At 53.9% G+C, this 23,063-nt stretch carries 21 protein-coding genes and 1 pseudogene; 6 read left to right on the forward strand and 16 right to left on the reverse strand.

Going from position 1 to position 23,063, the window contains the following annotated elements; genetic code table 11:
* Positions 1–57 precede the first annotated feature (57 nt).
* From N1249_RS09580 to blr, 3 genes are all read right to left on the reverse strand, one after another.
* Positions 58–498, reverse strand: a complete 441-nt coding sequence (locus N1249_RS09580) for a DUF2569 domain-containing protein (protein WP_259837172.1) — start codon at positions 496–498, stop codon at positions 58–60.
* An 87-nt stretch (positions 499–585) separates the two neighbouring features.
* Entirely contained in the window at positions 586–801 is a 216-nt protein-coding gene (gene ydgT, locus N1249_RS09585; protein WP_006174966.1) for a transcription modulator YdgT, read from the reverse strand.
* A 234-nt stretch (positions 802–1,035) separates the two neighbouring features.
* On the reverse strand, positions 1,036–1,161 hold the full coding sequence (gene blr, locus N1249_RS09590; protein WP_168162139.1) for a division septum protein Blr: 126 nt from the start codon (positions 1,159–1,161) through the stop codon (positions 1,036–1,038).
* Positions 1,162–1,404: 243 nt separating this feature from the next.
* Here blr and N1249_RS09595 point away from each other — a divergent pair, with 243 nt between their 5' ends.
* Positions 1,405–2,445 carry an oxidoreductase gene (locus tag N1249_RS09595; protein WP_259837176.1) on the forward strand — a complete coding sequence of 347 codons (1,041 nt, stop codon included), beginning with the start codon at positions 1,405–1,407 and terminating at the stop codon, positions 2,443–2,445.
* 40 nt (positions 2,446–2,485) lie between these two features.
* On the opposite strand, the gene add is transcribed toward N1249_RS09595, so the two are convergent.
* The 3 genes from add to malX all read right to left on the reverse strand — a co-directional run bounded on the left by add (position 2,486) and on the right by malX (position 6,397).
* Positions 2,486–3,487 carry an adenosine deaminase gene (add, locus tag N1249_RS09600; RefSeq protein ID WP_014069994.1) on the reverse strand — a complete coding sequence of 334 codons (1,002 nt, stop codon included), beginning with the start codon at positions 3,485–3,487 and terminating at the stop codon, positions 2,486–2,488.
* 96 nt (positions 3,488–3,583) lie between these two features.
* A complete protein-coding gene (locus N1249_RS09605; protein ID WP_259838068.1) occupies positions 3,584–4,756 on the reverse strand; it encodes a MalY/PatB family protein in 1,173 nt (390 codons plus the stop codon).
* A 48-nt stretch (positions 4,757–4,804) separates the two neighbouring features.
* Positions 4,805–6,397: a maltose/glucose-specific PTS transporter subunit IIBC gene (gene malX, locus N1249_RS09610; RefSeq protein WP_259837179.1), complete on the reverse strand. Its 1,593-nt coding sequence runs from the start codon at positions 6,395–6,397 to the stop codon at positions 4,805–4,807.
* Positions 6,398–6,575: 178 nt separating this feature from the next.
* On the opposite strand from malX, the gene N1249_RS09615 reads away from it, so the two are divergent.
* Both N1249_RS09615 and N1249_RS09620 read left to right on the forward strand, forming a co-directional pair.
* The gene (locus tag N1249_RS09615; protein WP_259837181.1) at positions 6,576–7,604 is read left to right on the forward strand and encodes a Mal regulon transcriptional regulator MalI; all 1,029 of its coding nucleotides are present in this window, start codon (positions 6,576–6,578) and stop codon (positions 7,602–7,604) included.
* A 140-nt stretch (positions 7,605–7,744) separates the two neighbouring features.
* Positions 7,745–8,260 carry a phospholipase D family protein gene (locus N1249_RS09620; RefSeq protein WP_259837183.1) on the forward strand — a complete coding sequence of 172 codons (516 nt, stop codon included), beginning with the start codon at positions 7,745–7,747 and terminating at the stop codon, positions 8,258–8,260.
* Between the two features lie 27 nt (positions 8,261–8,287).
* On the opposite strand, the gene N1249_RS09625 is transcribed toward N1249_RS09620, so the two are convergent.
* Together N1249_RS09625 and manA are read right to left on the reverse strand one after the other, a co-directional pair.
* Complete coding sequence (locus tag N1249_RS09625; RefSeq protein WP_259837185.1) at positions 8,288–9,829, reverse strand: YdgA family protein; 1,542 nt, start codon at positions 9,827–9,829, stop codon at positions 8,288–8,290.
* A gap of 99 nt (positions 9,830–9,928) precedes the next feature.
* Positions 9,929–11,104: a mannose-6-phosphate isomerase gene (gene manA / locus N1249_RS09630; RefSeq protein ID WP_259837187.1), complete on the reverse strand. Its 1,176-nt coding sequence runs from the start codon at positions 11,102–11,104 to the stop codon at positions 9,929–9,931.
* A 198-nt stretch (positions 11,105–11,302) separates the two neighbouring features.
* On the opposite strand from manA, the gene fumA reads away from it, so the two are divergent.
* Positions 11,303–12,949 (forward strand): class I fumarate hydratase FumA, encoded by a 1,647-nt coding sequence (gene fumA, locus N1249_RS09635; protein WP_182060799.1) that lies wholly within the window; start codon positions 11,303–11,305, stop codon positions 12,947–12,949.
* A gap of 183 nt (positions 12,950–13,132) precedes the next feature.
* A complete protein-coding gene (gene fumC / locus N1249_RS09640) occupies positions 13,133–14,527 on the forward strand; it encodes a class II fumarate hydratase (RefSeq protein ID WP_259837188.1) in 1,395 nt (464 codons plus the stop codon).
* On the opposite strand, the gene tus is transcribed toward fumC, so the two are convergent.
* From tus to rstA, 5 genes and pseudogenes are all read right to left on the reverse strand, one after another.
* Positions 14,528–15,457 carry a DNA replication terminus site-binding protein gene (tus, locus tag N1249_RS09645; RefSeq protein WP_259837189.1) on the reverse strand — a complete coding sequence of 310 codons (930 nt, stop codon included), beginning with the start codon at positions 15,455–15,457 and terminating at the stop codon, positions 14,528–14,530.
* A 75-nt stretch (positions 15,458–15,532) separates the two neighbouring features.
* On the reverse strand, positions 15,533–16,831 hold the full coding sequence (gene rstB, locus N1249_RS09650; protein WP_259837190.1) for a two-component system sensor histidine kinase RstB: 1,299 nt from the start codon (positions 16,829–16,831) through the stop codon (positions 15,533–15,535).
* Positions 16,832–16,965: 134 nt separating this feature from the next.
* Positions 16,966–17,712 (reverse strand): annotated as a pseudogene (locus N1249_RS09655) (SAM-dependent methyltransferase); the annotation flags it as partial.
* Positions 17,713–17,727: 15 nt separating this feature from the next.
* Complete coding sequence (locus N1249_RS09660) at positions 17,728–17,991, reverse strand: YjhX family toxin (RefSeq protein WP_259837191.1); 264 nt, start codon at positions 17,989–17,991, stop codon at positions 17,728–17,730.
* Between the two features lie 308 nt (positions 17,992–18,299).
* On the reverse strand, positions 18,300–19,016 hold the full coding sequence (gene rstA, locus N1249_RS09665) for a two-component system response regulator RstA (protein WP_182060803.1): 717 nt from the start codon (positions 19,014–19,016) through the stop codon (positions 18,300–18,302).
* Positions 19,017–19,144: 128 nt separating this feature from the next.
* On the opposite strand from rstA, the gene N1249_RS09670 reads away from it, so the two are divergent.
* Positions 19,145–19,480: a GlpM family protein gene (locus tag N1249_RS09670; RefSeq protein WP_259837192.1), complete on the forward strand. Its 336-nt coding sequence runs from the start codon at positions 19,145–19,147 to the stop codon at positions 19,478–19,480.
* Here the strand turns inward: N1249_RS09670 and folM are convergent.
* The 3 genes from folM to ydgH all read right to left on the reverse strand — a co-directional run bounded on the left by folM (position 19,477) and on the right by ydgH (position 22,750).
* Complete coding sequence (gene folM, locus N1249_RS09675; protein WP_259837193.1) at positions 19,477–20,199, reverse strand: dihydromonapterin reductase; 723 nt, start codon at positions 20,197–20,199, stop codon at positions 19,477–19,479. The genes N1249_RS09670 and folM overlap by 4 nt on opposite strands.
* Before the next feature lie 38 nt (positions 20,200–20,237).
* A complete protein-coding gene (locus N1249_RS09680; RefSeq protein WP_259837194.1) occupies positions 20,238–21,620 on the reverse strand; it encodes an amino acid permease in 1,383 nt (460 codons plus the stop codon).
* 185 nt (positions 21,621–21,805) lie between these two features.
* On the reverse strand, positions 21,806–22,750 hold the full coding sequence (gene ydgH / locus N1249_RS09685) for a DUF1471 family protein YdgH (RefSeq protein WP_259837195.1): 945 nt from the start codon (positions 22,748–22,750) through the stop codon (positions 21,806–21,808).
* Positions 22,751–23,063: the final 313 nt, after the last annotated feature.

Here is a 23,063-nt window from a genome sequence, read left to right on the forward strand (position 1 = left end):
AAGCCGCCTATTATCGGATAAACCAGAACAGGCGACAACAGGATAACTGTAAGGTTATTACGGGTTCACGAAGGTTTTTTTCACGCGCGACGAGCGTTTGAAATAGGGGACCAACAGTGATGCCGCCAGCAGCGGGAACAGCAGCTGACGAACGGCCAGCGCATCAGACACTGGTGAGAAAGCAAAGGCTTTCACCGCCAGCAGCACAGAGATCAGCAGCCAGATAATGTAGTGTTTAGGCACACTCTGACGGCGCTTAAAGAAGGCGATGGTCAGCCACAGTGTGTAATACCACATGCCTATCGCGAAGACGAACGACGCAAACCACAGCGCAATTTTGCCCGCACTCTGAGACATCAGGGTCTGGATCGCATGAGGGGTAATCAGTGCGGTGGTGTAGAGCAGAAGCGCCAGAGATGCGCTTAATAATGCAACCAGCAGCCATGCCAGCGGGGCGATTAACCAGCCTCCGATTTTTTCTCCAGGCGATGCGGTCATGTTCTCTCCCATAAGTCTGCGCGAAACGTTATATAGCCAATTTGCAGGGCGCAGAGTATATAACATTTCGCGCGGATGGCTACTTTCTTATAGTACGTAACGCCATACAGACTTAGGGACTTCGCCAACATTGAACAACCGGCCACCAGAGACGAGCTCTGCACGGCGGTGATCGGCTGCACGATACATATTGATGATTTCCTGATTATCCGACAGCGTGTAGTTCAAATGGTCAAACAGTTTTTCCAGGCTCTCAAGCGAATTGATCTTGCGAAATTTTAATAAATAGTCCTGAACTGTCATATTAATAAGTTTCCATATAAAAGTGAGTAATACCAGTGAAGGTAATTCGTTCGAATAATAAACGGATTAATAAAGACGTAAACTGCCCACTCAGGTAATGCGACTAAATTAGGAGTTTTCTTTGCTGAATGATTCAGGCATCAGACGATGCCTGGATGAGAAGGTTAACCCTGTTCAACACGGCTGGCAATATGAAACTGACATAATATGTCACTCTTTATTACCGCGTTGAGGTTATTTCGGTTGTGCGACTGTGACAGGCTCCGGCGGCTGGTAGTTATCGATATGGCTGGCAACACCCAGCAGCACGACCGAAACTCCAAGGACAATCCATCCCGCTAATTCAATGATTCGATTAATTATTGACGTCATGATTCGTGTTTGTAATTTATCCATAAATACAGATTGCAAATGTTACAGCGCAACATTCGCCACGGCAAGCGCTTTGGGAACGGTTTCCTTAAAGAAAATCAGCAGGTTAAATCTATGTAACAAAAATAACCGGTACAGGATGCTATTTTAAGTCATATGGCACATTATTAATCTGTTCAGACATCAGAATAGCCAGTGTGAAATAAGAACATCAGCTGAGAGGGTAACAATATGAATGACAACATCCGTGTCGGGCTTATTGGTTATGGGTACGCGAGTAAAACATTTCATGCCCCTCTGATTGCCGGGACTTCAGGAATGGAACTCGCCGCGATTTCAAGCAGTGATGCAGCAAAAGTCCATGCCGACTGGCCATCGGTTCCTGTTGTGTCTGAGCCAAAGCATCTGTTTAACAATCCGGATCTTGATTTGATTGTGATCCCCACGCCAAACGATACCCACTTCCCGCTGGCAAAAGCCGCGATGGAAGCGGGTAAACACGTGGTGGTGGATAAACCCTTCACCGTGACGTTGTCACAAGCCAGAGAGCTGGATGCGCAGGCAAAAAGTGCGGGCCGGTTGCTTTCGGTATTTCATAACCGCCGCTGGGACAGTGATTTTTTAACCGTTAAATCGCTGATAAATGAAGGTGCGCTCGGCGAAATTGCCTATTTCGAATCGCACTTTGACCGGTTCCGTCCTCAGGTGCGTGACCGCTGGCGCGAGCAGGCTGGCCCCGGGAGTGGTATCTGGTACGACTTAGGGCCGCATTTGCTCGATCAGGCAGTGAACCTGTTTGGTTTGCCAGTGAGCCTGACCGTCGACCTGGCCCAGCTGCGGCCGGGTGCACAGACAACGGATTACTTCCACGCGGTATTAAGTTACCCGCAACGGCGCATTGTCCTGCACGCCACCATGCTGGCGGCAGCGGAATCTGCGCGTTATATCATCCACGGTACGCGCGGCAGCTACGTGAAGTTTGGCCTCGACCCGCAAGAAGATCGCCTGAAAAATGGCGAGCGTCTGCCGCAGGAAGACTGGGGCTACGATATGCGCGATGGTGTGTTCACGCGCTTCGAAGGCGAGGAGCAGGTTCAGGAAACTTTACTGACGATGCCCGGCAACTACCCGGCTTATTATGCGGGGATCCGCGATGCGCTAAATGGCACGGGGGAAAATCCGGTTCCGGCAAGCCAGGCCATTCAGATTATGGAGCTGATTGAGCTGGGGATTGAATCTGCCAAACATCGTGCAACGCTTTGTCTGGCATAACGCTAAGGGCCGGGCAGGCACACGCTACCCGGCACATGGCTTAACCGCGAGCCACTTTGTCTTTCAGCGCCTGTTTTTCCGCAGGCGTTAAGAAGGCAATTTCCAGCCCGTTAATCTGCGCCTGGCGGATCTGTTCGCGGCTCAGACCTGCCTGCGGTGCTGCAATGGTATATTCGTGAATAATATCGACACCCTGTACCGCCGGATCATCAGTGTTCAGCGATGCCAGTACGCCGTGCTCCAGGAAGGTTTTCAGCGGATGCTGCGCAAGCGTCGGCACGGTGCTGGTCTGGATGTTGGACGTCAGGCAGGATTCGATCCCGATGCGCTGTTCGGCAAGGAAATCCATCAGGGCGCGATCTTCAACGGCTTTAACGCCGTGACCAATACGCTCAGCGCCCAGCTCGCGGATAGCCTGCCAGATACTTTCCGGACCAGCAGCTTCGCCCGCATGGACGGTAATGTGCCAGCCGGCATCACGTGCGCGGTTGAAGTGGGAGAGGAACAGGCTGCCCGGGAAGCCCAGCTCATCGCCCGCCAGGTCAATGGCGGTGATCTGATCCCGGTGCGCGAGCAGCGCTTCCAGCTCCTGCAAACACGCTGCTTCACCGAACGTACGGCTCATAATACCAATCAGGCGGGCTTGTACGTCGAAGGCCTTGCAGCCTTCACGCACGCCGGCAATCACCGCTTCAACCACGCCAGCTACAGGCAGGTTGTGAGTCATCGCCATGTAGCCTGGTGAAAAACGCAGTTCGACGTAGTGCAGGCCGTTACGCGCAGCATCTTCAATGTTTTCGAAAGCAACACGGCGGCAGGCATCCAGAGAGGCCAGCATCTTCACGCCCCAGTCGAGCTTGCTCAGGAAACTGACCAGATCCGGTTCATTCGACGTGACCTGAACGTGGGGGATCAAGGTTTCAAGTGTTTGAGCAGGAAGAGTTAAATTGAACTGGCGGCCAAGATCGAGAATGGTTTGGGCACGAATGTTACCGTCAAGGTGACGATGAATATCAGTTAAAGGAAGGCTTGTATCAATCATGGTCGCACTCTTTTCTGGTTAAAGTGCGCCATATTATAAAAACAAAACGAGGCAAAAAGCTATTTGCGCAATGGAATATTCCGTTGCGCAAATCAATTAGCGCAGCGCGTTAATCCCGGCGATGAGCCGCTGAACCCCTTGCTCAAGCTTGCTGCGCGGGCAACCTGCGTTGAGGCGCACAAAACCGTTGCCTTCTTCACCGTAGGTATATCCCGGCATGATGGCGACTTTTTGCTGCTCAATCAGGACTTTTTGCAGTGCTTTGTCGTCAATGCCCAGAGGACTTAAATCTATCCAGGCAAGATAGGTCGCCTGAGGGGGCTGCCAGTTCAGATTCGGAAAAGCGCTGTTCAATTCACGCGCAACATAGTGCAGATTTTCTTCCAGATAACGGCGTAACGCATCCAGCCAGGGGGCTCCTTGCTCATAGGCCGCAATGTGCGCGGTCAGCGCCAGCACGGAAGGAGAAGAGAGCCCATCGCGGCCTTTCAGCGCGCTCAGGTAGGCAGTGCGGCTTTCATCATCGCCAATCAAACCGTATGCACCGGTAAGCGCCGGAATGTTAAAACTCTTGGAACCTGAGGTCAGTAGCGCCCATTTTCCGCGTGCGACCTCATTCCACGGGGTATGGCGGTGCTCACCCCACACCATATCCATATGGATTTCATCGCTGATAACCGCCACGTCGTATTGCGCGCAAAGTTCTGCCATTTTGTGCAGCTCTTCCCGCGTCCAGACTTTACCCGTTGGGTTCTGCGGGCTGCACAGCAACAGGATTTTGTTTTCCGGCCTGGCGAGTGCGGCTTCCAGTGCGGCCATATTGCCCTGCCAGCCGGATGCATTTTTTTCCATCGCCACGGGCACCACGGTGCGCTGATTGCCGTTGATGGCATTGTAAAAGGCATCATAGGCTGGCGTATGCACCACAACGCCGTCGCCCGCGTCTGACCAGATACGAATCAGCTCCGACACCATGTAAATGACCGATGGGCCATAAACAACCGAATCAGTATCAATGCGGCTGTTAAAGCGCTGCTGGAACCAGTGCGCTACGGCGGCAAGAAACTCATCGTTTTTCCAGCGGCTGTAGCCGAATACACCGTGGCTGATGCGTTGATGTAAGGCCTCGGTAATGCAGGGCGCGGTGGCAAAATCCATATCCGAAATGGTAAACGGCAGCAGGTCGGCGGCGCCGAAACGGTCGGCAACATAATCCCACTGGGTGCACCAGGTGCCGTGTCTGTCTACAACGGTAGAAAAATCAAACATCATGTTGGTCCTTAAAGTAAAACCCCCTCACGAAGAGGGGGCGAGGCATCAGGCTTCTACTGTTCGCATCAGGGTCGCCAGCTCATCTTTGACTGACTGCACCTGCGGGCCGATGACAACCTGTAAATTATGCTGATTCAACTGTACCACACCGATGGCGCGATTGGCCTTCAGGGCATTGGTATCGACCTTCGACATATCGTTAACTGACAGACGCAGGCGGGTAATACAGTTATCCAGCGAGGTAATGTTATCCGTCCCGCCAAGTGCCGCCAGAATAGCAGGGGTGTTATAGCCGGATTTACCCACTGTACCGGCAACGGCTTGTTCAACGCTGGTGGCGGTGTCCGCATCGCGACCCGGAGTTTTCAGGTTAAAGCGGGTGATAGCGAAGCGGAAGATCCCGTAGTACACCGCGAACCAGATAGCCGCCACAACCGGCACCAGATACCATTTGGTCGACAGGCCATGCAGGATGCCGAACACGACAAAATCGATAACGTTGCCGTCGGTGTTACCGATAGTCACGCCCAGCACCGCCATAACGGTAAAGCCCAGACCGGTCAGCACCGCGTGGATGAGATACAGCACCGGAGCAACAAACAGGAACAGGAATTCGATAGGCTCGGTTGTACCGCCCACCACGCAGGCAATCACGCCAGAAATCAGCAGGCCTTTAATTTTATGACGGTTTTCCGGGCGTGCGCAGTGGTACATCGCCAGCGCCGCACCTGGCAGGCCGCCCAGGAACGCAGGCATTTTACCCTGTGACAGGAAGCGGGTTGCGCTCTCAGAGAAGCCGTGAGTGGTCGGGCAGCTCAGCTGCGCCTGGAAGATGGTCAACGCACCGCTGACGTCGTGACCACACACGTCCATGGTACCGCCTGCTTCGGTAAAGCGGATCAGCGCCACGAGGATATGTTGCAGACCAAACGGCAGCAGCAGACGCTCGCCGGTACCAAAGATCATCGGGCCAAAATCACCGGCACCGTTAATGATGCGCCCGATTCCGGTAATGCCCAGCGCAAAGACCGGCCAAATCAGAGGAATGATCAGACCAAACAGGCCCATTACCACCAGGGTGACAATCGGGACAAAGCGCGTGCCACCGAAGAATGCCAGCGCATCTGGCAGGCGGATATTGTGGAAGCGTTCATGCAGCATCCAGATAATGACGCCCGCGATCACCGCACCCAAAATACCGGTATCGATAGACTGAATGCCAATGACGCTCTGAATGTTGTTTGCTTTCAGTACGGCGGCATCGGTTGTTGGCAGGATGCCTTTCGCCGTCAGCCAGAAGTTTACGGCGAGGTTCATCACCGCGTAGCCGACAAACCCGGCGAAAGCGGCAACGCCTTTGTTTTCACGCGCCAGCCCGAGCGGGATAGCGATACAGAACATCACCGGCAGGAAACTAAACGCAAAGGAGCCGACCTTACTCATCCAGATGAAGATCGCCTGCAACACAGGGTTGCCGAGGAACGGGATCAGCGTAATAACATCATTACTGCTCAGTGAGCTGCCGATCCCCAGCATGATCCCGCAGAAGGAGAGGAGTGCCACGGGCAGCATAAAGGTTTTACCCAGTTGCTGGAAAAACTCCCACAGCGATATTTTTTGTGCTGCTTTCGCCGTCATAAAACGACTCCTTTATTGTTAAAATAGGTTTATCTGCTTCAATGCTGCGAGAAGATAAAACGTTTTATCAAACTTTAGTGCGCGCTAAATCACATTCTCAGGCTTTGGCAGAGAGTATAAAGATAACGTATTGATAAAACGTTTTACCGATCTCATTATCAGGGAGTCACGCCAACACATGGCTGTAGCGAAAAAAATCACCATCAACGATGTCGCACTGGCGGCTGGCGTGTCCGTCAGCACCGTTTCGCTGGTTCTGAGCGGAAAAGGGCGCATCTCTTCCGCCACGGGTCAGCGCGTTAACGAGGCTGTCGAGCAGCTGGGTTTTGTGCGCAATCGCCAGGCATCGGCGCTGCGCGGCGGGCAAAGCGGTGTGATTGGGTTGATTGTGCGCGATCTGACCTCACCGTTTTACGCCGAACTGACCGCCGGGCTGACTGAAGCGCTGGAAGCGCAGGGGCGGATGGTGTTCTTGCTGCACGGCGGGCGCGAGGCCGACCAGCTTCTTCAGCGGCTGGATATGCTGCTGACGCAGGGTGTTGATGGTGTGATTATCGCCGGGGCGTCCGGTGTCGGCAGTGAACTGTGTGAGCGCGCCGCCGCAAAAGGCGTGCCGCTGGTGTTTGCATCGCGTGCCAGTTACCTGGACGAAGCCGATACGCTGCGGCCCGACAACATGCAGGCTGCACAAATGCTGACCGAACATCTTATCCGTCGTGGCCATCAGCGCATCGCCTGGCTGGGCGGAAAAAGCTCCTCCCTGACGCGGGCTGAACGGGTAGGTGGGTATTGCGCCACGCTGATTAAATACGGGCTACCATTCCACAGTGAATGGGTAGTGGAGTGCGAATCCAGCCAGAAACAGGCCGCCGAAGTGATAGGCGCCATGCTGCGCCGTAACCCCACGATCAGCGCCGTAATTTGCTACAACGACACCATTGCGATGGGGGCCTGGTTTGGCCTTATCCGTGCGGGGCGCGAGAGCGGTGAAGGGGGCGTTGAAACCTTCTTTGGCCAGCAGGTAGCGCTAGGGGCTTTTGCCGATGTCGGCGAAAATGCGCTGGACGATCTGCCCATCGTCTGGGCAACCACACCCGCTCGCGAGATGGGGCACACGCTGGCTGACCGGATCATGCAGCGAATCGACAACACCGAGGTACAGGCCGGGCATCAGATTGTGGCGGCGCGTCTGGTGCCGGTGAAGTAGTTCTCAGCCCGGTTTACGTTTGCTGTTCGTAGGCCGGGTAAGGCGCAGCCGCCACCTGGCAATAAAATGTGATCCGGATCAACCGTGTGCGCATCAAAACGATGCGTATTCTCCACCTCGTTTTTTCACCAGGTTTGCCCATGCGGATCCTCAAGACTCTTCTTGCACTAACCTTTATCCCGCTTATTTCTTACGCCACCAGCGATATCGAAGTCGGATTCTCTCCTGAAGGCGGGGCGCAGGCGCTTGTACTGAAAACCATCAATAAGGCGAAGAAGTCGATTCGCATGATGGCATTCTCCTTTAGCGCGCCCGATGTGATGACCGCGCTGGTGGACGCACAAAAGCGCGGGGTGGATGTGCGGGTGGTGATTGATGAAGAGGGAAACACCAGTGCCAAAAGCCTGGCGGCCATGCGTTATATCACTCAAAACGGCGTAAAGCTGCGCACGGATAATCACTACCGTATTCAGCATGATAAAACGATCGTTGTGGATGGGGACACGGTAGAAACCGGCTCGTTTAACTTTGCGAAATCAGCCGAATATCTGAATTCCGAGAATGTCATTGTTATTCATCATGCCCCTGAACTTGCGCAGAAATATCTGACGCACTGGGAAAATCGCTGGCAACAGGGTGTTGATTTTCAGCCATAAAAAAGCCCCTCGCGGGGCTTAAGTCTATTACTGCTGCGGCACAGCCGGAACTGCTGGCACTGCCGGGTCGGCAGGTTCCGCCGGTTCTGGCATTCCCAACGCAGGCATCCCGAACATACCGACAAAATCTTCCAGCGGCATTTTGTCGCCGTTGAGCGTCACCTGGCCGTTTGCATATTGCAGGCTGGTTGAAATGGTGTTGTCTTCCAGTTTGGTGATGCGGAACATCTGTCCCATCGCTGCCAGGCCTTTCACCTGCTGGTTCGCCAGCTTACCGGCATCTTCATCGCCATAACCTTCGAGCTTCGCGACCTGGGTCATCAGCTCGGTGGCCATATCCATCGGAATAGTCAGCTTACTGTCGAGCGATTTCACGGTGCGGTCCACTTCCTGGGCCAGCGTCTGTGGTTCACCCGTGGCGGTGGACGGATCTTTCAGGAACAGCGAGAGGTTAAAGCTGGTTTCACCTTTGCTGTTTTTCCAGCTCAGCGGCGCAACAGTAATCACCGGATCGCCTTTCAGCAGAATCGGCAGATTGTTGAACAGCACGGCCATTGCCTGCTGCTGATAGATCTCAGGGTTTTGCTTCAGTGCGGCATCCGTCAACAGCGCCTGGCTCTCTTTGCTGTATTTCTGGCTGAACTCGTGCCATGCGGCACCGTCAATGTTGCCAATTTTCAGCGACAGTTTACCGGTACCCAGATCCTGATTTTGCACCTTCAGGCTTTTCAGATTGTAATCCAGCTGGGTATTGATGCTCTTACCGTCTTTGGACACATCGGTTTTGCCGTTCAGGTCCATCCCTTCCAGCACGCCCATCTCTTTACCTTCAACCGCGATAGCGAGCTTTTCCAGGCTGATTTTCTGGTCGCCAATGCGCTCGTCAAAGCTGGTCATACGGCTGTTGCCGTCGGCTTTCAGATTGTTGAACGTGAGCTGAACCTTCTGGTCGTACTCGTTAACCGCATTCACCAGGCCACTCTGCGCTTCACCGGTCAGGGTGAAGACGTTGCCGTCACGATCGGCGTCCAGCTGGAAATTGCCGCCGCTGAAGGCCACTTTCTCGTTACCTTTTTCGTAGTCCAGCGCTTTCAGCACAATGTTTGAGCTGGTGTCTCCGGCATAGCCGATGCGGGTATCAATCTCAAATGGCGAGGTATTTTTCGCAATATCGAAAAGCGGTTTCGTGATGTCGTTATTCACCAGAACGGTTTTTACCGATGCCATCGACGGGATCAGATTGAAAGAGGCCAGCTGTGCCAGCGGGAGGGGGCCGTGGCTCACGACTTCGTCCAGCACCACGCTTTGGCCGGGCTTCAGCCACGCGGTTTCATTTCCTGCCACCGGCTTGACGACCAGCTGCATATGGCTGGTAAACACGCCGCGCTGATAGTTTTGATAACTCAGTTCCACGCCAGCTTCTGGCGCGCTACGTTTAATTTCGCTGTTGGCCTGCGCCACCATCTCAGCCAGACGGCCTTCCAGCTGTTTTCCGGTGAACCAGGATGCACCTGTCCAGACCACGCCTAATGCAACAATAACGCCAACCGCTACGACCGATTTTTTCATTGCGACTATCCCTAAAATGAAACCAGGCGGTAAAAACCGCCCGGTGATATAAAGTCTTCAACTAGCTTAGCAAGAGTTGTTAAAAAATTCAGTAAGTGCTTATAGCTTATTGAAAACACGCGCCAGTCGGCCAGTGCCGCTTACGCTAATCGGTGATTCAGTGGCGGCAATAAAGGCAGACTCACCCGGTTTCAGCACCAGGCGCTGCGCGTCTTTATGCAGAACGGCTTCACCTTCCACGCAGAACAGGATCGCGGCGCTCTCCTGGGCGATGGCGGTTTCGGTCTGGCTCAGGTCATGCAGGGAGAACGCAAAATCGTCCACCGGGATCGGGAAGTCCAGCTCCGTACCCTGTTTCACCGGCTGCGTCAGCAGCTCTGCAGCAGGTTTAGCGACAAACTTCACGTTAGCAACCAGTTCCGGAATATCGATGTACTTCGGCGTCAGGCCAGCGCGCAGCACGTTGTCGGAGTTTGCCATCACTTCCAGCGCCACACCTTGCAGGTAGGCGTGTGGGGTTTCAGCAAACAGGAACATCGCTTCGCCTGGATTCAGCTTCACCACGTTCAACAGCAGTGGAGAGAACAGGCCGCTGTCATCCGGGTAAAACTCCGCGATCGCGCGAATGGTGTCCCACGGCTCGCCCTGCTGGCTATTCAGCGTGGCTTTCAGTACCGCGATCGCGTGTGCTTTTTCTTCGCCCTGCATGTTAAGCAGGCTGGCAAACAGCTGGCTTAACCCTTCAGTGTCCGGATTTTGCAGGAAGTGGGCGATGGCTTTATTCGCCCCCGCGACCGGCTGCAGCAGAGAAATAATGTTTGAGAACTCGCGGAATGCGTTCATTGCCAGGAACGGGGTCAATGCAAAGACCAGCTCAGGCTTGTGGTTAGGATCTTTGTAGTTACGCTCTGCGGCATCCAGTGGAATACCCGCGGCGTTCTCTTTCGCAAAGCCAATTTCAGAGGCTTTTTTATTCGGGTGAACCTGAATGGAAAGCGGCTGGTCGGCACACAGCACTTTAAACAGGAACGGCAGTTCGCCGAAACGACTGGCAACCTTACTGCCCAGCAACGCCGCTTTATCGGCGTCGATCACGTCACGCAGGGAACGTGTCTGACCGCTGGCGTCTTCAATTTTTGAGCTGCTCTTCGGGTGAGCGCCCATCCACAGCTCTGCCATCGGCAGGTTGTTGGGGTTCGCGATACCGTAGAGATCCGTTAACGCAGTTTTACTTCCCCAGGCGTAGTTTTGCACTGAGTTAATGAGTTTTTGCATTATCAAGCCCTGATTCAAAAGGTGGAATTAACTCCGGGTATTAAAGCAATAAACCGTGTGGAAGTAACCTTCGGATGTAAAAAGTCGTACTAGTCTCAGTTTTTGTTAAAAAATTGTGTAGGATAGGCTAACTCGCTTTTAAGCGGGCAGCGGAACGCCTGCCCAAATAATCAGACCGAAGCAGTAAGTGAGAGAACAATGTCGAACAAACCCTTTCATTATCAAGATCCTTTTCCCCTCAGTAAGGATCAGACCGAATATTACCTGTTAACCCGCGATCATGTTTCTGTCTCTGAATTCGAAGGGCAGGAGATCCTCAAAGTGGATCCGCAGGCGCTGACCTTACTGGCGCAACACGCGTTTCATGATGCCTCCTTTATGCTCCGTCCGGCGCATCAGCAGCAGGTTGCCGATATCCTGAGCGACCCGCAGGCCAGCGAAAACGACAAGTACGTGGCACTGCAATTCCTGCGTAACTCCGATATCGCCGCCAAAGGCATCCTGCCGACCTGCCAGGACACCGGTACGGCCATTATCACCGGTAAAAAAGGCCAGCGTGTCTGGACCGGCGGTGGTGACGAAGCTGCGCTGGCGCACGGTGTGTATAACACCTATATCGAAGACAACCTCCGTTATTCGCAAAACGCGGCGCTGGATATGTACAAAGAGGTCAACACCGGCACTAACCTGCCTGCGCAGATCGATCTCTACAGCGTGGACGGCGACGAGTACAAATTCCTGTGCATCGCCAAAGGTGGCGGTTCTGCCAACAAAACCTACCTCTATCAGGAAACGAAAGCGCTGCTCTCGCCGGGCAAGCTGAAAAATTACCTGGTGGAGAAGATGCGCACCCTGGGTACTGCGGCATGTCCGCCGTATCACATTGCGTTTGTGATTGGCGGGACATCTGCCGAAAGCACGCTGAAAACCGTTAAGCTCGCCTCGACCAAATACTACGACGGCCTGCCGACGGAAGGTAACGAACACGGCCAGGCGTTCCGCGATGTGCAGCTTGAGCAGGAACTGTTGCAGGAAGCGCAAAACCTGGGGCTGGGGGCGCAGTTTGGCGGTAAATACTTCGCCCACGATATCCGCGTGATCCGCCTGCCGCGTCACGGTGCATCCTGTCCGGTAGGGATGGGGGTTTCCTGTTCTGCGGATCGCAACATTAAAGCGAAGATCAACCGCGACGGTATCTGGATCGAAAAACTGGAAAACAACCCGGGCAAATATATTCCGGAAGAGCTGCGTAAAGCGGGCGAGGGTGAAGCGGTACACGTTGACCTGAACCGCCCGATGAGTGAGATCCTGGCGCAACTTTCGCAGTATCCGGTTTCGACCCGTCTGTCACTGAACGGCACCATTATTGTTGGACGTGACATCGCCCATGCGAAACTGAAAGAGCGTCTGGACAATGGCGAAGGTCTGCCGCAGTACATTAAAGATCACCCGATATACTACGCAGGCCCGGCCAAAACGCCTGAAGGTTATGCATCCGGCTCGTTAGGCCCGACCACCGCAGGCCGCATGGACTCCTACGTTGACCAGTTGCAGGCCAACGGCGGCAGCATGATTATGCTGGCGAAAGGTAACCGCAGCCAGCAGGTGACGGATGCCTGCCACAAACACGGCGGCTTCTACCTGGGCAGCATCGGTGGCCCGGCGGCGGTACTGGCGCAGGGCAGTATCAAGAGCCTGGAGTGCGTGGAGTACCCGGAACTGGGTATGGAAGCTATCTGGAAAATTGAAGTGGAAGATTTCCCGGCGTTCATTCTGGTGGATGACAAGGGCAATGACTTCTTCAAACAGATCCAGTCTTCTCAGTGTTCGGCGTGTGTGAAGTAGTCTGAAGAAAATGCCGGGTGGCGCTGACGCTTACCCGGCCTACATTCTCGTAGGTCGGGTAAGGCGAAGCCGCCACCCGACACCAATAAGAGCGCACAAAGCGCCATATCGTTTCTCAGAAGTCATCAATACTTATCTCTTAAGCATGTGAGCAATCCCATCTTTGTTATCAAGGAGAAAGTAATGACAACGCATCGTCGCGAAACAGATTCTATGGGCGCGATCGACGTCCCGGCCGACAAGCTATGGGGCGCACAAACCCAGCGTTCGCTGGAGCATTTCCGCATCTCAACAGAGAAAATGCCCGTTTCGCTGATTCAGGCGCTGGCACTGACCAAACGCGCCGCAGCCAAAGTGAATCAGGACTTAGGATTGCTGGCGGCAGAAAAAGCCTCGGCCATCATCAACGCGGCTGATGAGGTGCTGGCAGGTAAACACCCCGATGAATTCCCTCTTGCCATCTGGCAGACCGGCTCCGGTACCCAAAGCAACATGAACATGAACGAAGTGCTGGCAAACCGCGCAAGCGAACTGCTGGGCGGCGTGCGCGGCATGGAGCGTAAGGTTCACCCGAACGATGACGTGAACAAGAGCCAAAGTTCTAACGATGTCTTCCCGACAGCAATGCACGTGGCGGCGGTGATCGCCATCCGCGAGCAGCTTATCCCGCAGCTGAATGTGCTGAAAAAGACCCTCAACGAAAAATCGCAGGCGTTCAGTTCTATCGTCAAGATTGGCCGTACACACCTTCAGGATGCCACGCCGCTGACGCTCGGCCAGGAGATCTCCGGCTGGGTTGCGATGCTGGAACATAATCTTAAGCACATTGATAACAGCCTGCCGCACCTGGCGGAGCTGGCGCTGGGCGGCACGGCGGTTGGTACCGGTTTGAATACGCACCCTGAGTATGCGGTGCGCGTGGCCAAAGAGCTGACGGATATCACCGGACAGCCGTTTGTCACCGCGCCAAACAAGTTTGAGGCGCTCGGCACCTGCGATGCACTGGTGCATACCCACGGCGCGCTGAAAGGGCTGGCGGCTTCGCTAATGAAAATTGCCAACGACGTGCGCTGGCTGGCCTCTGGCCCGCGCTGCGGTATTGGCGAAATCAGTATCCCGGAGAATGAGCCGGGCAGCTCGATCATGCCAGGAAAAGTGAACCCGACCCAGTGCGAAGCCATGACCATGCTTTGCTGTCAGGTAATGGGTAACGATGTGGCCGTGAATATGGGGGGCGCATCCGGTAACTTTGAGCTGAACGTCTTCCGCCCGATGGTCATCCACAACGTGCTGCAATCGGTTCGCCTGCTGGCAGACGGTATGGAAAGTTTCAATGAGCATTGTGCGGTGGGGATCGAGCCAAATCACGATCGTATCAGCCAGCTGCTGAATGAGTCGTTGATGCTGGTCACCGCGCTCAATACCCACATCGGTTACGACAAAGCGGCTGAAATTGCTAAAAAGGCCCATAAAGAGGGGCTGACGCTCAAGGCCTCGGCACTGGCGCTCGGCTATCTGACAGAAGCCGAGTTCGACACCTGGGTTCGTCCGCAGGATATGGTTGGCAGCCTGAAATAATCACTCCGCCACATACAGGTGCAGCCGTGGAATGATCAGCTGTAGCGGCTGCGCCTGAGGCTTATAACGATGCTGAACATTTTCGGCATCGTAATTCAGCAGTTCACCAATATCCGGCACCACCGCGCCCTGGTCGGCGTCATAGAGTGCAATCAGCGGCGTCGGGCAGGCGTATTGCACCTGTTTTTGTTGCCCCGAATACCAGACACGAGCGATAGGCTGCACTTTTACCGGGCGCTTTATCTTAAGGCGCGTGTCCGCCGGTAAAGATGCAATACTGTGATACTCCTGCTCCAGGCGTTCAATCCACTGTTCCCGTGACCACGGGGCCACCGTACGCGGGGCTTTCAGGCTCTTTTCAAGCTGGGCGAGGATCTCATCGCGGGTGAAGTTTTTGATAATGTGCTTGTTCGCCCAGCCAAACCGCAGCGTGGCAGGCTGGCGCAGTACCGTCAGGGTCCGGTAGGCATTCAGGGTAATCAGCCCCGGTAGCTGGCGGTGCACCCATTCAAAACGGGCGGCAGGGGCTAACCCCGACTCTTCAGTAACTATCTTCTCAAACGCTGCTTTCAGTGTATTGATGTGCGCAATCCGGGTTTCCAGCGCTTCCCGCGCGGCAGTATCGGTTTGCAGACAGATAACCCCAGGCAGACGGACGGCAGCTTTACTGCTGCGGTTTTCTGACTGCTGCTGGATAAACAGGCGACGATAGTGAAGTAGAGTGAGTTCTAGTGCGGCTCTGCCGATGTGCTGTTTCACCTCGATGGTGTCGAGCGGGTCATGTTCAGCCCCTTTGCCGACCTCCGGCAGGGTAAACACTCGCGCCGCCAGTAAACGGCAGGTCTGCAAACGCTCGGTCAGGGTGAGTAACTCGTGCTCCATTTCCCGAAATGTAGTGTTTAGCCGTTCGATAAGGTCGTAGGTCGCCATGATTACCCTTTATTAGTTACAACATACTTAATGATATAGCACAGCACGCCGGGTCAGGCCAGCGTGCGGTTAATGTCAGGCAGGAACGGGAAGGGTGATGTTGTGATAGACCGGCCAGCTAAAACAGAACTGTGCGCCGCCCAGTTCACTCTCACCACAGTGCACCGTGCCGCCCATCGCCTGTGCGATAGAATAGACAATGGCCAGCCCCAGTCCACAGCCGCCTGTCGCGCGGTCGCGGCTTGGATCAAGGCGCACAAACGGCTCAAAGACTTTTTCTCGTTCATCCGGGGCAATACCTGGCCCGTCGTCTTCAACGGATAAACTGGCCTGACTGCCCTGCAAATCTAAACGGATACGCAGTGTACTTTCGCTATAACGCATGGCGTTGTTCATCAGGTTATCGAGAACACGCTCCATCAGGCGCATATCCAGCGCACCGTAATCACCAGGCGTAATGGTCGTCAGCAGCACGCGTTGCGGGTTAACGCTCTGCACGTCATCAATATGGGTTTGCAGCCAGACGGGCAGGTCAGGGGTGCTGAGGTGCAGTTCGTTTTGCGGACGGTCAAGGCGTGCGTAGGTCAGCAGCTCTTCAATCAACGCTTCGAGCTGGCCAATATCGCGGTTAAGCGCCTGAGACTCCGCCTCGGTAAGATTTTCGCTCATTTCCAGACGATAGCGCAGGCGCACCAGCGGGGTACGTAATTCGTGGGCGATACCGTCGATCAGCTGTTTCTTACTGGCTATCAGCGCATTGATGTTATCGGCCATCTGGTTGAAAGCAATGCCCAGACGATCGAAACTGGAACCGCTGTCAAAATGGATGCGCTCGGTCAGATGCCCTTCACCAAAGCGTTGCGCTGCGGATTCGAGTTTCAGCATGTCCTGCCAGTGGGGACGCATCCAGATAAAAACCGGGAAAGCCAGAGAAATGGCGATAAACGCCAGCAGCGCCATATCCAGCAACCGCATCTGATGCAGATAATAGAGATAGGGCACCGGCCCCACCGCCAGCACATAGTGGCTGCGGGGAATGCGCTGGATAAAGGTGTACTTTTCGTCGAGAGCGACAATATCTCCGTCGCGCAGTCGCTGCATGGCGGGTGGCTCTAAATCAAAATCCTTCATCGGCTCAATCCGCAGATCAAACGACAGATTCAGATCCAGCTCTTTTAAGGTTTTCGCCCAGTCGTGTGGCGGGATTTCGCGTAATTCGCTGCGCATCAGATAGAGCGAGCTTTTCATCAAATCATCCAGCGATTGCCTGCCCGCACGCTCGGCGGTGAATTTATAGACCAGCCCGACCAGCATGGTCATTACAAGGAAACAGACAAACAGCAGAAGGTAAAACTGCACAAACAGTTTTTTCATTAAATATCACCGAAAAAATCAATACGTTAACTATCTTGTTTTTACCTTCAGGGGCACTGTGGGGGCATGTGTATATCCGCCCACGCGCTGATTCAGTGCCGGTATAGTTTTTCAACTATACCGGCTGACTCATTTTATCGTGACATCAATGCGAAAACACCCCAGCCGAAGTACTCCCGCGTCCAGGTGACATGACGTGTTGGCGACAACGTTAGCTCATTACGAACGTCGTTAGCAAAATCATCATCCGGATTTTCATCCAGCCACCTCCGCATTGTCATCCACTTAGCGGCCTCATACCGGTCCCAGCCTTCCTGGTCGGCCAGCACCATTTCTACCACGTCATAACCGAGTTCCCCAAATGAGGCGACCAGCTCAGGAAGTGTGAGAAAATCAGTGATAGATGTTACACCACATGATTGTGCATCCGCTTCCGTCTTCGGAACCTTACGCCAGAAAGGTTCGCCAATAAGCATCATCCCTCCCGGTTTCAGGCTTTGTTGTAGCAGTGCGATTGTTCCAGGCACCCCGCCAGCGATCCAGGTGGCGCCCACACACGCCGCTATATCGCACTTTTCTTCCGGGACGAAACCTGCGGCATCGTTATGAATGAATTGTACGTGCTCCGCTACGCCGAGTTCTTCGGCGCGTGTTATCGCCTGAGACGTAAACAACGGGCTCATGTCTATACCGGTTCCGGTAACACCATGGTCTCTTGCCCAGGTGCAAAGCATTTCACCAGAGCCACTGCCAAGATCGAGAATTCGTGTCCCCGGTTTCATGCGTAAAACATGTCCCAATGTTGCGTACTTTTCAGGTGTAAAAGGGTTATGGATGCGGTGTTCGCTTTCACTAATGGTAAAGATACGTGGGATATCCATTGAGTCTTTCATCGCTCACTCCTGGCGGTTGTCGAGTTGGGCTCGTACGTTGCCCAGTCCGGTGGCATTAATTCGATAGGGCTGACCCTTCACGGACTTAATGAGTTTCTTCGTTTTGAGTTTTTTAAATACGGCGAGAGAGCAGTCGGTAAGCAGCAACCCTTCACGGGTATAGCATTCGACTGAGGTAATACGGCCTGAAGAATTGCGGACGTGGACGATGCGCCCACCTTTTGCGAGAACGTGCAGGGTACGCTGTTCCTGACGGGATAAATTCATACTGGAAAACCTTTATAATCATCATGAGCTAAACGTGCGAACACGAAGAGGTGTTCACATTCTTTTCGGCGCATTGATAACCAGTCCGGCCAAAATTGGTCGGAAAGCTGATTATCAGATGATTACATTCTCCAGCATCGAAGCCTCGGTAGATTTGCAGTGTTTAACGCGCAGGATAATATCACCTATAGATGACATGGATATATTTAGGCGGCGTAAATGTGATCGATATCCGATTAAACCGGTAGCAAGTCCTGAGGGGAAAATAGGGGGGGAATACATGCAGGCGATCCCGGATGACATGTTGATCAGGTTTCCCAGGCGTGAGGGGCGAAAAGGTAGCCCTTGTTACGCACGGTTTTGATACGGTATGGCTCAGTGGCGTTATCCAGCAGTTTCTTGCGCAGGCGCGAAATGGCCACATCCACGCTGCGATCCATGCCGTCGTAACTGACGCCGCGCAGGTTTTTCAGCAGAGCATCCCGGTCCATGATCTGCCCGGCGTGGGTTGCCAGCTCCCACAGCAGGTCAAAATCCGCCGTTGAGAGGGCAATCAGCTCACCGGATAACAGAACCTGGCGGTTAATCGGATCGATGGATAACGTACCGAAACGCATGGCTTTATGCGGCGTAAGTGACGGTGCCGGCGCTTCGCGCTCAACGCTTGCGCGCTGGCGAAGGTGGAGCCGTAAACGCGCGAGGAGCACCGCCGGAGGCGTTGTCTTCAGGATGTAGTCGTTAGCCCCCATTTCCAGCGACAAAATATGGTTCATATCGCTGTCCAGAGAGGTGAGAAGCACAATCGGGCCATCCCACTGCGCGCGCAGGTCGCGACACACCGTCATCCCATCTTTGCCAGGCAGCATGATATCCAGCAGCACCAGATCGGGATTTTCGCGGACCACAACCTCTTCAGCACGATCGCCACGAGGTTCGACGATGACGTCCATATCATGTTTACCCAGATAAGCGGCGATCAACTGCCCAACTTCGGGTTCATCTTCTACATAAACAATCTTATTCATACAGCGTCTGTTATCGCGAAAAAAGCCAACATACACCGCGCAACCTTAACCTTCCATTAATCTTTCAAAATTAACGTCAGTTCCGTTATTCTGGTTCACATTGTTATTTGATTGTTATAGGAAAAAGCATGGGGCTGGTGATTAAAGCGGCATTGGGTGCGCTGGTGGTGCTACTGATTGGTATTCTGGCGAAAACGAAGAACTATTACATTGCCGGGCTGATTCCGCTTTTCCCGACGTTTGCGCTTATCGCACACTATATCGTTGCTTCTGAGCGGGGCATCGAAGCCCTGAGAACCACCATCGTCTTCGGCATGTGGTCGATAATCCCGTATTTTCTTTATCTGCTGTCGCTGTGGTATTTCACCGGGTTTCTGCGTTTACCGCTGGCGCTGGGCGGAGCCGTTGTCTGCTGGAGCCTCAGCGCCTGGGTACTTATCTTCTTCTGGAGCCGTTTCAACTAACGCAGCGGACGGCCGCCATCCACCGCGAAGGTTCTCCCTGTCACGTAGCAGCTGGTCAGCAGATAATCGATAAGATCGATCACCTCTTTCTCGCCGGGGGCGATTTTCATCAGCGACTTATTCAGCGCCTGCTGGCGGTATTCCGCGTCATCACTTTCATTAAATAAAATCATCGCCGGAGCAATGGCATTGACCTTAACTTCTGGCGCCAGCTTGCGGGCAAAGGAGCGCGTCATGTTGTCCAGCGCCGCTTTACTGGCCGCGTAGGCGATATGCTTGTCGCTGCCGCGTTCCACCACGTAATCGGTGAAGTGGATAATATCGGCTGCGGCGTGCCCGTGCCCGCGCAGCAGGTCCAGCAGCGCGTGGTTAAGCAGGTAAGGGGCGTTAACGTGGATTTGCAACATGCCGGAGAGGGTATCGCTGAGCGACGTGCCGGGTTTTTCAGCAAGCCAGGCGCTGGCGTTATGGATAAGCGCCCGCAGCCCATTGGTTGTGGATTTCACTTTCTCAGCAAAAGCGAGAATACCTTCGTCGGTTGAGAAATCGGCCTGAATACAGACGGCACCGGCTTTGCGTAGCCCTTCAATGGAAGGGTATTCGTTGCGATAGCTCACAATCACCGGCTGGTGAAGGTTGAGAAAATGATGGGCGATGGCGAGGCCGATACGGCGGCCTCCACCAGTGATCAGAATAGGGCGTTGCTGTGTATTTCCCATCGTAGTCTCCTTTCAGTTCAACAATGGGAAAGACGATGCTATCCCATTAACATCCACGTTGCTGGTACGGCAGCAACCAGCAGTAATCCAATTAACGCCATTTCACGGCGCTTTAGCGCATTATCCAGCTGATGCGTGCGGCGGGCGTAGATAAACACCAGCAGACCCGGCGCATATAACACCACAGATAGTAGCAGGTGCATAGGCCCGGAAGCATACAATAACCATAGTCCGTAAATACAGGCACCTACGCCCACGGCATAGTGTGCCGGGCGGGTCGCGATTTTTAATAAATACGCACCGACCAGGAAATAGGGTACCAGAATCATTTCAGAGGCGATGGTCAGCAGGGTGTTATAGTCAGAACCTGTGAGCCAGATCAGCACCAGACAGACCTGTACGCTGATGTTGGTGAGCCACAGCGACGCCGATGGCGCATTATTGTTATTCTGGCGCGCAAACAGACGCGGGAACGCTTTATGCGTGGCGGCCAGGAACGGTACTTCGGCGGCCATGATAGTCCAGCTCAGGTAGGCGCCGCACACGGACACAATCAGTCCCGCCGCAATCACCACGTCGCCCCACGAACCGAGCATTTTCACCATCAGTCCGGCCATTGACGGGTTACGCATTTCGGCCAGCTCAGGACGCGCGACGACGCCGAGCGAGAGTAACGTCACCAGCAGATACACGCCCAGCGCGGCGAGAACCGCGAGCAGCGTGGCGCGGCCAACGTCGCGTTTATTGCGTGCACGCGCTGAAACCACCACCGCGCCTTCAACACCAATGAACACCCACAGGGTAATCAGCATGGTGTTTTTCACCTGTTCCCAGACCGGAACGCCCAGCGCGATACCGGTGAAATCGAGTTTAAAGACATCCAGGCGGAACGCGATAAAGGCCAGCACGATAAACAGGCCGAGCGGCACCAGTTTGGCGAGTGTTGCCACCAGGTTGATGCTTGCTGCGGTTTGCACGCCACGCAGCACCAGCCAGTGCACAAACCACAGTAGCACCGATGCACCCACAATGGATTGCCAGGTATTGCCGTCACCGAATAAACGCAGCTCTGGCGTGTCGGTAAAGAAGCTCAGGGCAGAGAAGACAATCACCAGATAAGAGACGTTGGCAATAACCGCGCACAGCCAGTAGCCCCACGCCGAACAGAAGCCAATCAGTTCGCCGAAACCTTCCCGTGCATAGGTGAAAATCCCGCCGTCGAGATCCGGGCGAATGCGGGTTAACAGCAGCATGGCAAAGGCCAGCAGCAAAATTCCGGCCCCGGTGATGCCCCAGCCAATGAGTAACGCCGCAGGGCTTGCTACGGCCGCCATATTTTGCGGCAAACTGAATACACCCGCACCCAGCATTGAGCTTAAAACGAGTGCAGTCAAAGCACTCAGGCCAAGTTTCTTTTCCATTGGCTTCCTGTTATGAAAGTTCCAAATCCAGAATAATTATTTCGCACAGGCGCATAAAAATGGTGGATCACACTAAGGCGCGGGATTTTACGGAGTGTCACGAAGTCATGCAATGACGTGGGGCGGAATTTCGAAAAAAAGTAACAAAAAAGGCGGCATTGCGCCGCCCTTGTTCAACGGTTTGCTTACTTGTACAGGTCAGCGCTGATGGTGATGTTGTTACCACGTTCCTGCCACTGGCGGGTGATGTGGTAGAACTTCGCCCCTTTCTTCGCAGCGCGCTTCGCTACCTGATAAGAGATTTCCGTCATGTTGCCGTAGTTGCCGCTAAACTTGATGCTGTCGAACGGAACCATCTGCGCAGCAGTGGCGTTGTTCAGCTCTTCAATTTTAGTGCCGTCTGGCAGCGTTACAGAGTAGCGACCACCCTTGGTGGATTGCGTTTCAAAGAAACGACCCACTTCAGCACTTGGTGCTGCGGACGTCGCAACGCCTGGGATCTCAACTTTCTTCGCTTCTTCACCACCTTTCGCGATAGCCGCGCGGCCCGCTTCGGAGTTGGCAGGAATAGCATCCGGGCTTTGCAGAACACGTTTTTTCGCATCTTGCTTATAGATGAACGCGGTGATGCGCTGGTTGCCGCCCTGGTTGGCATCAACCTGACGCACAATGTAGAACGCGTAAGCGTCTTTTGCTTTTGCGGCTTTGGTGATGGCGTCGTTCACTTCAGGCTGGCTGCGATAGAAACCCTGCACGGTAACGGTGTCGTACGGTTCCAGCTCGATTGCCTGATCTTTTGGCAGTTCGACGATGCCGTTAATGACGCGGTTTTTCGGTGCGTCAGCTTTTGGTGCATTGTCTTTATACAGCGCGATGGTTACACGCTGGTTGCCGCTGTTGCCGTAATCAGACTGGTCAACAACATAAAAGGAAGCTGCACCGTTTTTGTCGGCGGCTTTTGTTGCAGCGGCGACGGCATCGCCAATTGAGTTGTAACGACCCACAATGACCGTATGGTCAAAAGGTTTTAACGCTGCCGCTTGCTCCGGCGTTAACTCTGTCGCGGCATTCGCGGACAGGGCGGTCGCAGAAAGAAGTGCGGACGCCAGGAGTGTGTTCTTAAGCTTCATAAAAATAATCCTTCGCCTTGCGCAAACCATATACTGGTATTGTTGTTAATTTGAAACGGCCTCGATTATGGCATTTAAAACCCGTCGCTGTCTGCGCCATTTTTCACAGGCCGTGCGAAGTGCATGACCCTTTTCGATAACATTTAGTGATATGTTGAAAAAACACGCGTTTGACAAGCAAAACTGATAAAGCATATGACTTTTACAAGTTAATTTAATGTTAATAAGTTGATCTCTTATGGCGCTATATCATCTTTTTACCGCTTCGCTTGCGCTATTTATCGGTTCTGGCGGTGAATTTAAGGTAAATATC

Origin of the sequence: Enterobacter sp. CP102 (genome assembly GCF_025152625.1) — a bacterium.
GTDB classification, from domain to species: domain Bacteria; phylum Pseudomonadota; class Gammaproteobacteria; order Enterobacterales; family Enterobacteriaceae; genus Enterobacter; species Enterobacter soli.